We start from the raw sequence: 9,190 nt of genomic DNA, 5'->3' as shown, positions 1-9,190 counted from the left end.
AGCTAGTATTCATAAGCTTTTTAATTAAAAATTCAGTAGTGTAAATATTGTATATTATGTTAGGCGTCAAGATACACTGCTGGTATCCGCATGGCAGCAATGGGGACATAAAACTGGAGAATCTCTGGATGATTACGCACAAAAGATGATAAATACTAAATTTTGTGATTTTATTTTTATCTCTGAAAAGCTTAAAAGTTATTATCCAAATTCGGGGTTCAGACTATCACCATTGGTTAGGAAATACTTAACCAATGGTGATTTACTAGAGGATTTTTGTCAGAAAGCAAAAATAAAATTTGAAGGCTTAATCAATAATATTGAAGACAGTAACTCAGGATTGAGTAGTTCTTTATGCTCGTCATTTTCAAAAATCAATACAATTTACGCTGATATTCACGATCAATCAGTAAAACAGAGTATTGCTAATCTCACACCTAACTCGAAAAAACTTAGAGATAAACACTATGATTTTGACTTGTCTGGAAATGTTATTTCTGAATTAATTAAGGTGTTTGAAGAGAAAAACGAACTTCTGTGGAAGAGATATTTTCCAAAATTATCATTTGAAGATACTATGTCTTTAAGATTTTTGCGCAAAAATTTGACTGAAATTGATGATTTAAAAAATAAAATAGAAAAACTTGAAGATCTTATTGCTATACAAATGGATATGATTTTAGAGCTTGAGAAAAAAAATCGATAGTGTCAGGGATATCGTGGACAATATTATGCAGAATAGAGTTAAGATTGTAGCAGTAGCAAAAGATGAAGCGGCATACTTACCTGAATGGATTTTTCATCATCTACTTATGGGGTTTGACTCGATAGACGTCTATGTTAATAACACTTCAGACCGGACTATTAATATACTTGAAAGTATTCAGCAACAGAAGTTTCCGATAGATTATGTTATTTGTGACGAATTATATAAAAATGATCCTGCTAAATTTCAAATCAATGCGTATAAAGATGCAATAAAGCGGGCAAAGAAAAACAGTTTTACGCATATCATGTTTCTCGATATAGATGAGTTTTGGTGTCATTCTCATCTTAAAAAAAATATCAAAGATTTTTTATTGGAAGTAAAAAAATCAGATGTCTATGTTTTTAATTGGTTAATTCATAAAGATGAAACCGAATTCTCCCCATGCTTTAAACAGAGTATTAATGTCTCTGTTGATCGTCATATTAAGTATATGGTTGATTTGAAATCAAATTTTGAACCACGTATTCATAATGCGCATGGGAAATTATCTTATGTTGATTCTAATGGAAATAAACCAGATTTTTTTGATAGTTTAAAAGCTCATGTTAATATTCCAAATGATATTATTCCTTCTTTTTTTGTATTGCATCGTCTCTATAGAGGTAAAAAAGAATATNTTTCATTGCTAGGGAGAGGTCGACCTAAAGGGGATGTTTTTAAAAATAACCGTTTTGGGTATTATAAGACAAATAAGAGATTGGAATTAAAAATTGAACCTAGTAAATTGGATGAATATTATAATAATTACCAAGATTTTATTGAACAGTGCCATTTGAAACAAGAATTGACGTTGGCAAAGGAATTTGTTTTAAAACGATATATTGCAACAGTAGAAAAAATGAAGGGTGTGCTTAGTCTTGATGACTTGAGGTCTTTAAGTTTGGCATTAAGAAACGTAAATATTCCCGAAATTGAACTATTACGTAGCGACATTATGAAAAGAATACCGCAAAAAAAGATTTTTCAAATAGGCTTTAACAAAGCTGGTACGGCAAGTATCTATCATTATTTAAAAAATGCAGGTTATAAGTCCGTGCATTGGGATGGTGGTAACTTATCCAGAACGTTACTGAATAATAGTTTAAAAAAACAACGATTACTTACTGGTTATGAAGATTATCAAGTGTTTACGGATATGGAGCATAGAGATAAAAATAATCAGGCTTTTTATAGTTATGCTGAGTTTTATCAACAGCTTGATGAACAATACCCCGGTTCTATATTTATTTTAAATTACCGTAACGTAGATAAATGGGTTAAGAGTAGGATTAATCACCCTGGCTATCTAGCTAAAACCATGACTGCTACTAATAAAAGTCAGGAAGAAGTGATTGGTATCTGGAAACAGCATTACTATTCTCATATTGAATCTGTAAAAGATTATTTTAAGAATAAAAACAATCTGATTATTCTCGATCTGGATAATGATCCAAAAGAAAAATTATTTAAAGAGTTATCACTACATGGATTTACTCTAAAGGAAACAGAGCTCCCTCACACCCATAAAACAAGCTCTAGAAAAAATACTGGGGATTCTGAAGAACTGCAAAAACATATTAATAATATTCGTAACGCAGCTGTATTTTTTGAAAATGATAATGTTGAGTTGGCCTATTCATTAATGAAAGCCGCAGCTCAACTGCGACCTTCAGGCCCTTTTATTAATAAAAAAGTCGAGGAATATAAAAACTGTTTATCGGCCAAGAAGTAAATCAGAATGATTAAACTTTACCATCTCTCAAAATACTATCCTTCGGCTCTAGGGAAGCAATATATCTTTCGAGATTTAAATTTTGCATTTCCTGATACAGGTAATGTGGCTTTACTCGGTTCTAATGGCGCAGGTAAGTCGACGTTATTTAGAATTATCGCGGGGAGTGAATACCCTAATAAAGGTAAAGTAGTGACGACAAAGTCGATCTCTTGGCCAGTGGCTTTGGCAACCGGTATTCACCCAGAAATGACGGGGAGAGAAAACACTCGCTTTATTGGCCGCGTGAATGGCGTTGCTGATTTAGATGCTTATGAAGAGAAAGTAAAAGAGTTTGCTGAGCTGGGTGTTAAATACGATTTGCCGGTAAAAAACTATTCGAGCGGTATGCGATCGCGCCTGGCCTTTGGTTGTTGTATCTCGATTGATTTTGATGTGTATTTGATTGATGAAGCGACGTCCGTTGGCGATCAGAAGTTTCGAAAAAAAGCCAAACAAGCGTTGTTGGATAAAAAAGAGACATCAAGCATGATTATGGTTAGCCATGATATCGAAGAGATCAAACAATTTTGCGATAGTGCGGTAATTCTTCACCAAGGCGCATTGACTTATTTCGCTGATTTGAGTGAAGGTCTAAGTGTTTATAAGCAACTTTAGGATATAACTATACCGTTATGGAATGGTACTTCTCTAGCTCATCTGCAGTCTTACTGTTGTTTGCATGTACGATCATCGGCCTTGTTCGGTTTCAAAATTACCCTGAACGTGTATTCGGTGTGCTGCTGCTCATATTAGTGGCCAGTGGCATTGTGACGGGTCAGCAAGTCATTAAAAGTTTTTCTAATCAAGGTGTTCTTACCTTGATTCTGCTAATGGTGTGTTCATTAGCTTTAGAAAAAACCAAACTACTACGCGTTGCGGCTACATTTATTGTTCGGCCGAGTTATGCCAGCAGTTGGTTTAGGCTGTTTAGTTTTAGTGCGCTGTCTTCTGCGTTACTCAACAACACTGCTGTTGTTTCGACGTTATTAGCTCCAATTCGTAATAATCCTTATCACTCAGGCAGTCGTTTATTACTCCCGCTCTCTTACGCGGCAATTTTTGGCGGCACTCTTACCTTAATCGGAACCTCGACCAACTTAATCGTTAATAGCATGGCAATTAATGCGCATTTACCAGCGCTTGGCTTTTTCGATTTTACTCTTATTGGCGGTATGGTTGTGTTGGTGTGTGGCATTGCCTTGGTCTTTTTCTCTCGTTGGCTTCCCCAGCATAAAAAACATCAAGTTGTTGCTGCCGATTATTTTATCGATGCCAAAGTTCAACCGGGGTCATCGCTTATTGGTAAAACGATTGAAGCGAATGGTTTGCGTAACTTGGAATCGTTATTCTTGGTCGAAATTTTAAGAGAGGGGCGCCTGATTTCTCCGGTCACACCTTTTGAAATCATTGAAGAAAACGATCGGCTTATTTTTAGTGGCGATATAAAAAAAATCACGTTATTAGCGCAGTTTGATGGGTTAAATAGTTATGCCCATAAAAATGGATTGCCATTAAACAATTTGAAAGAAGTGATTATCCGCCCTGATAGCGTTTTAATCGGTAAAAAACTGAAACTTTCTGGCTTTCGAGCGTTGTTTGATTCTGCGGTCATTGGTATTCGGCGGGATGGGGAAAAACTCTCAGGTAAGCTCGGCGATATTGTTCTTAAAGCGGGTGATTACTTAATTATTGCGGTAGGGGATGATTTTAAATCTCGTCGTAATATTAATAAAAATTTTTATCGGGTAAGTGATGTAGAAGCTGATCAATGCTTGAACGGATGGCGAGAGCACCTTTCTGTTTACGGTTTTTTTGTGGCCATTTTACTTGCAGCAGTCGGTTGCGTGCCTCTATTCACTTCGCTGTTAATTTTTCTTGGTGCTCTGCTGTTGTGCGGCTGTTTATCCTCTAATGAAATTATGCACCGCTTACCAAAAAATATTTGGCTTATCGTCTCTTCTGCACTGGTACTCTCTGAGGCGTTAACCAATACTGGCGCGTTAAATGGCTTAAAACAATGGGTCTCCTATCATCAGGCAGATTTTTCCCCATTGCTAGGCATTATCGTGATTTATGTATTAACGTGGATACTCACTGAGTTGGTGACTAACAATGCGGCAGCAGCACTTATTTTCCCGTTAAGTATCAGCATGGCAGAAAGCCTGCACACTAGCCCTAAGGCCTATTTATTGGCGTTAGCGTTTGGCGCAAGTGCCAGCTTTATTAGCCCTTACGGTTACCAAACCAATTTAATGGTATATAGCGCTGGTAATTATCGTTTAAAAGATTTTATGAAAATCGGATTACCGATTAGTATTATTTATGGAACAGTGGTGGTGGGGATGTTGGGATACTTCTATTTGTAATCTCACCACCAAATAAATGAAAGTTAAGCTAGGAATGACAATGACATTAACTCCTGCGCGTATGACGCACCTTAAACAGCTTGAAGCTGAATCGATACACATTATTCGAGAAGTGGCGGCGGAATTTGATAATCCGGTCATGCTTTACTCAGTGGGGAAAGACTCTTCTGTGATGCTGCATTTAGCCAAAAAAGCGTTTGCTCCTGGTGTACCGCCATTTCCATTGATGCATGTGGATACCACTTGGAAATTTAAAGAGATGATTCAGTTCCGCGATTACATGGCGGAAAAAGTGGGGATGAAGTTAATTGTTCATCAAAACCCTGAAGGGTTAGCGATGAATATTAGCCCATTTGAAAATGGCTCTAAGCATACCGATGTGATGAAAACGCAGGGGTTAAAACAAGCCCTAGATAAGTATCAGTTTGATGCCGCTTTTGGTGGCGCGCGTCGTGATGAAGAAAAATCTCGTGCTAAAGAGCGGGTGTATTCTTTCCGCGATGAACACCATCGTTGGGATCCTAAAAATCAGCGTCCTGAATTGTGGAACATTTACAATGGTCGGGTGAATAAAGGTGAAAGCATCCGCGTATTCCCTTTATCAAACTGGACTGAATTAGATATTTGGCAATACATCTACCTGGAAGGTATTGAAATCCCTGACTTGTATTTCTCTAAAAAACGCCCAGTGGTAGAACGTGATGGTATGTTGATCATGGTCGATGATGAACGTATGGAATTGCGTGAAGGCGAAAAGATCGAAGAGAAGATGGTCCGTTTCCGCACCTTAGGCTGCTACCCCCTAACTGGCGCTGTTGAATCACAAGCGACCACGTTGCCTGAAATTATTCAGGAAATGCTTTTGACCACGACATCAGAACGTCAAGGACGTGCGATTGACCACGATAGCTCAGCATCGATGGAGAAAAAGAAACGCGAAGGGTATTTCTAAATGTCTCCTTACGAAAAAAAACAGCATGATAGTGCTGGAGGGGATGTTGTTTGGCATCACTCGACAGTGACCCATCAAGCACGTGTAAAACAAAAAGGTCAAACGCCAGTCGTCTTGTGGTTTACGGGCTTAAGTGGTTCTGGCAAATCAACTATTGCGAATGCGGTCGAAAGCCTTTTGATGGAACAAGGTAAGCACAGTTATCTTCTTGATGGTGATAATGTGCGCCATGGTTTGAACAAAGACTTGGGATTTAGCGATAGCGATCGTGTGGAAAATATCCGCCGTATTGGTGAAGTTGCTAAATTGTTTGTTGATTCTGGTTCTATTGTGCTGACGGCTTTTATCTCTCCATTTATTGCTGATCGTCAGCAAGTTCGTGATCTACTTGAACCTGGTCAGTTTCTTGAAGTGTTTATTGATACACCTCTAGATGTGTGTGAAGCACGCGATCCAAAAGGGTTGTATAAAAAAGCCCGCGCTGGAGAAATTAAACATTTCACTGGGATTGATTCTGCATATGAAGCGCCGATTCAACCTGAGATTCATGTAAAAACGGCTCAAGTTTCTATTGAACAATGTGCTGCACAGATTGTGGCGCAATTGGATGCGTTGGGTTATTTGCAAGGAGATAAATAACGATGCATTACGATGTATTTAATGGTGATGCTGACGGAATTATTGCTCTGTTACAGTTGCGTCTGCATGAGCCGAAAGAGAGTGTGTTAGTTACTGGGGTTAAACGCGATATTAAGTTACTTTCTCAAGTTGTGGCAGCGGATGATGTTACATCGGTGACGACGCTGGATATTTCTATGGAGAAAAACCAAACTGCGTTACACGCTTTACTTGAGAAGCAAGTGCCGGTGTTTTATTGCGATCACCACCGTACTGGGGATGTGCCTCAATCTGACCTGTTAGAAGTGTTAGTGAACTTGGACGCGGAAGTGTGTACCAGTTTACTGATTAACCAAAAGTTAAAAGGAAAATACAGCGATTGGGCTATTGCTGCTGCATTTGGCGATAATCTTAACCAACGCGCACAAGCGATGGGAGAGCAACAAGGATTAAACCAAGTTGATATCGACTTTTTGTGTGAATTAGGCACGCTGATTAACTACAACGGTTACGGCGCGACATTAGATGATTTGCATATTCCTCCTGCAACGCTATTTCAACAACTTCTCAACTATACGTCACCATTTGATCTTAGAGATGACCTATCTTCCCCTTACTACCTATTGAAGCAAGGGTATGAACAGGATTATGCGCACGTGGCTCAAATTAAGCCGCTGCACAGCGATACAGTGAGCCGTGTGTTTGAGTTGCCGTGTGAGTGCTGGGCACGCCGTATTAGTGGCGTGTATGGCAACGAGTTGGCGAATCAATCTCCCGCTCTGGCACATGCAGTGCTGACTCTCAACAATACGGGTGAAGATTATACGGTTAGCGTTCGAGCACCGCTAAATAATCGTGTTGGAGCGGATGATGTCTGCTCCCAGTTTGCTACAGGTGGCGGACGTAAAGCGGCCGCTGGCGTGAATGCTTTACCTCTTGCAGAAAAAGCGAAATTTATCCAAACACTAAATGATTATTACAGGGTTAATTGAGGCAATAGCTTCCCTAGGGCGTGGGACCGAGGTTCCCCCTAAGTATTTAACTCTTAACCCTGACAAGGAAATTGATTATGTCGCACTCATCTGATTTGATTGCAAAAGATATTGAAGCCTATTTGAAGGTGCATGAAAATAAAGACCTACTACGTTTTCTGACTTGCGGTAACGTGGATGATGGTAAATCAACGCTAATTGGACGTTTGCTTTATGATAGTAAGCTGATTTACGAAGATCAGATGGCCGCGATTGAGAAAGATTCGCAAAAATTTAATACCACAGATCAGGAATTTGATTTGGCGTTATTGGTTGATGGCCTTCAATCTGAACGTGAACAAGGTATTACTATTGATGTGGCTTACCGTTACTTCTCAACAGATAAGCGTAAGTTTATTATTGCTGATACTCCAGGGCATGAACAATACACTCGTAATATGGCGACAGGGGCATCTACCTGTGAGCTGGCGATTGTCATGGTCGATGCTCGTCATGGTATTCAAACGCAGACTCGTCGTCACAGCTATATTTGTAGTTTGCTTGGCATTAAACACGTGATTGTGGCCATTAATAAAATGGATTTAATGGATTTTAGCCAAGACGTGTATCAGAAGATTAAAGCGGACTATCGGGAGATGGCGGAGCACCTCAACATTGACGATATTCGCTTTGTGCCAATTTCGGCTCTACTGGGTGATAACGTGGTGACACCAAGTGAGAATATGGATTGGTATCCGGGTTCGACACTCATGAAGTTGTTGGAAACCGTGAAAGTGGGTAAAGACACACACTCACAACAAATGCGCTTCCCTGTGCAGTACGTGAATCGTCCAAACCTCAACTTCCGTGGCTTCTGCGGCACCCTTGCTTCTGGAATGATTCAAGTTGGTGATGAGGTGACCGCACTGCCATCAGGTAAATTATCCCGTGTGAAATCTATCTACACATTCGATGGCGATCTTGAACTTGCGCAGGCAGGGCAAGCCATCACTCTTACCCTAGAAGATGAAATCGATGTTTCACGTGGAGATATGCTGGTTCATACTGGACACGAGCCACAAACGAGTCGCAAGTTTGATGCTCATGTTGTTTGGATGAGTGAGGCGCCTCTGCGTACACATAAAGAATACCTGTTTAAGTTTGCGACTAAGTCTTGCACTGGTCGTGTGAGTGCTATTCCACATAAAGTGGATGTGAATACGTTAGAACAGCATGCTGAAAACAGTGAGTCTTTGGAATTGAATGAAATTGGTTTAACCAGTGTTTCACTCACCGATGAAGTAGCTATTGATGCGTATCAGGATCTACCAAAAACCGGGGCATTTATTATTATCGATCGTCATACTAATGTGACAGTAGGTGCTGGAATGGTAGATAGAATTGCAGACGCAAATTCTATTGATGTTCGTGAATATTCTGCTGCAGAAAAAGATCTTAATGCTTATATCCGGAAACATTACCCTGAATGGGGTTGTGCTGAAATCTAACGTTTAAGAGCATGCTAAGGCTTTATGTTAGGGGAAGACGTTTCATGGTCTTCCCCTTATTTCGCAAAACTGGATTTCTTCCCAGATCATAATATGGATGTTATACCCAATTAGCCTCTCTTTTTGCTCGTTGATGAATCTCTGAATCCTGCATTTGAGGTCATTTGGGTATATATTGCTCAGTTTAATTTTAGTGACATGATTTCATTTATCTGATAAAAATTCATAGATATTTCTCTTATTCTTTTTACCT

At 39.4% G+C, this 9,190-nt stretch carries 8 protein-coding genes; all 8 read left to right on the top strand.

From position 1 onward, the window contains the following. The first annotated feature begins 145 nt into the window (after window positions 1-145). The 8 genes from F9817_RS23045 to cysN all read left to right on the top strand — a co-directional run bounded on the left by F9817_RS23045 (window position 146) and on the right by cysN (window position 8,937). The gene (locus tag F9817_RS23045) at window positions 146-706 is read left to right on the top strand and encodes a hypothetical protein (RefSeq protein ID WP_161158555.1); all 561 of its coding nucleotides are present in this window, start codon (window positions 146-148) and stop codon (window positions 704-706) included. 25 nt (window positions 707-731) lie between these two features. Then, entirely contained in the window at window positions 732-2,480 is a 1,749-nt protein-coding gene (locus F9817_RS23040) for a glycosyltransferase family 2 protein (RefSeq protein WP_161158554.1), read from the top strand. A 6-nt stretch (window positions 2,481-2,486) separates the two neighbouring features. After that, a complete protein-coding gene (locus F9817_RS23035; RefSeq protein ID WP_161158553.1) occupies window positions 2,487-3,137 on the top strand; it encodes an ABC transporter ATP-binding protein in 651 nt (216 codons plus the stop codon). 17 nt (window positions 3,138-3,154) lie between these two features. Further along, window positions 3,155-4,888, top strand: a complete 1,734-nt coding sequence (locus F9817_RS23030) for an SLC13 family permease (protein ID WP_161158552.1) — start codon at window positions 3,155-3,157, stop codon at window positions 4,886-4,888. A gap of 40 nt (window positions 4,889-4,928) precedes the next feature. Continuing rightward, window positions 4,929-5,840 (top strand): sulfate adenylyltransferase subunit CysD, encoded by a 912-nt coding sequence (gene cysD, locus F9817_RS23025; protein WP_161158551.1) that lies wholly within the window; start codon window positions 4,929-4,931, stop codon window positions 5,838-5,840. Further along, entirely contained in the window at window positions 5,841-6,479 is a 639-nt protein-coding gene (cysC, locus tag F9817_RS23020; protein WP_161158550.1) for an adenylyl-sulfate kinase, read from the top strand. Window positions 6,480-6,481: 2 nt separating this feature from the next. Then, window positions 6,482-7,450: a DHH family phosphoesterase gene (locus tag F9817_RS23015; RefSeq protein WP_161158549.1), complete on the top strand. Its 969-nt coding sequence runs from the start codon at window positions 6,482-6,484 to the stop codon at window positions 7,448-7,450. 77 nt (window positions 7,451-7,527) lie between these two features. After that, window positions 7,528-8,937 carry a sulfate adenylyltransferase subunit CysN gene (gene cysN / locus F9817_RS23010; protein WP_161158548.1) on the top strand — a complete coding sequence of 470 codons (1,410 nt, stop codon included), beginning with the start codon at window positions 7,528-7,530 and terminating at the stop codon, window positions 8,935-8,937. Window positions 8,938-9,190 lie beyond the last annotated feature (253 nt).

Origin of the sequence: Vibrio eleionomae, assembly GCF_009874545.1 — a bacterium.
In the GTDB taxonomy this organism is placed as follows: Bacteria; Pseudomonadota; Gammaproteobacteria; order Enterobacterales; family Vibrionaceae; genus Vibrio; species Vibrio nitrifigilis.
The sequence above is the reverse complement of the archived record's forward strand: the minus strand, read 5'-3'. Positions and strand labels throughout refer to the sequence as shown.

Coding starts and splice junctions, on each gene's coding strand:
- F9817_RS23045 (WP_161158555.1), top strand. CDS start 146: ATGATAAATACTAAATTTTGTGATTTTATTTTTATCTCTGAAAAGCTT.
- F9817_RS23035 (WP_161158553.1), top strand. CDS start 2,487: ATGATTAAACTTTACCATCTCTCAAAATACTATCCTTCGGCTCTAGGG.
- F9817_RS23030 (WP_161158552.1), top strand. CDS start 3,155: ATGGAATGGTACTTCTCTAGCTCATCTGCAGTCTTACTGTTGTTTGCA.
- cysD (WP_161158551.1), top strand. CDS start 4,929: ATGACATTAACTCCTGCGCGTATGACGCACCTTAAACAGCTTGAAGCT.
- cysC (WP_161158550.1), top strand. CDS start 5,841: ATGTCTCCTTACGAAAAAAAACAGCATGATAGTGCTGGAGGGGATGTT.
- F9817_RS23015 (WP_161158549.1), top strand. CDS start 6,482: ATGCATTACGATGTATTTAATGGTGATGCTGACGGAATTATTGCTCTG.
- cysN (WP_161158548.1), top strand. CDS start 7,528: ATGTCGCACTCATCTGATTTGATTGCAAAAGATATTGAAGCCTATTTG.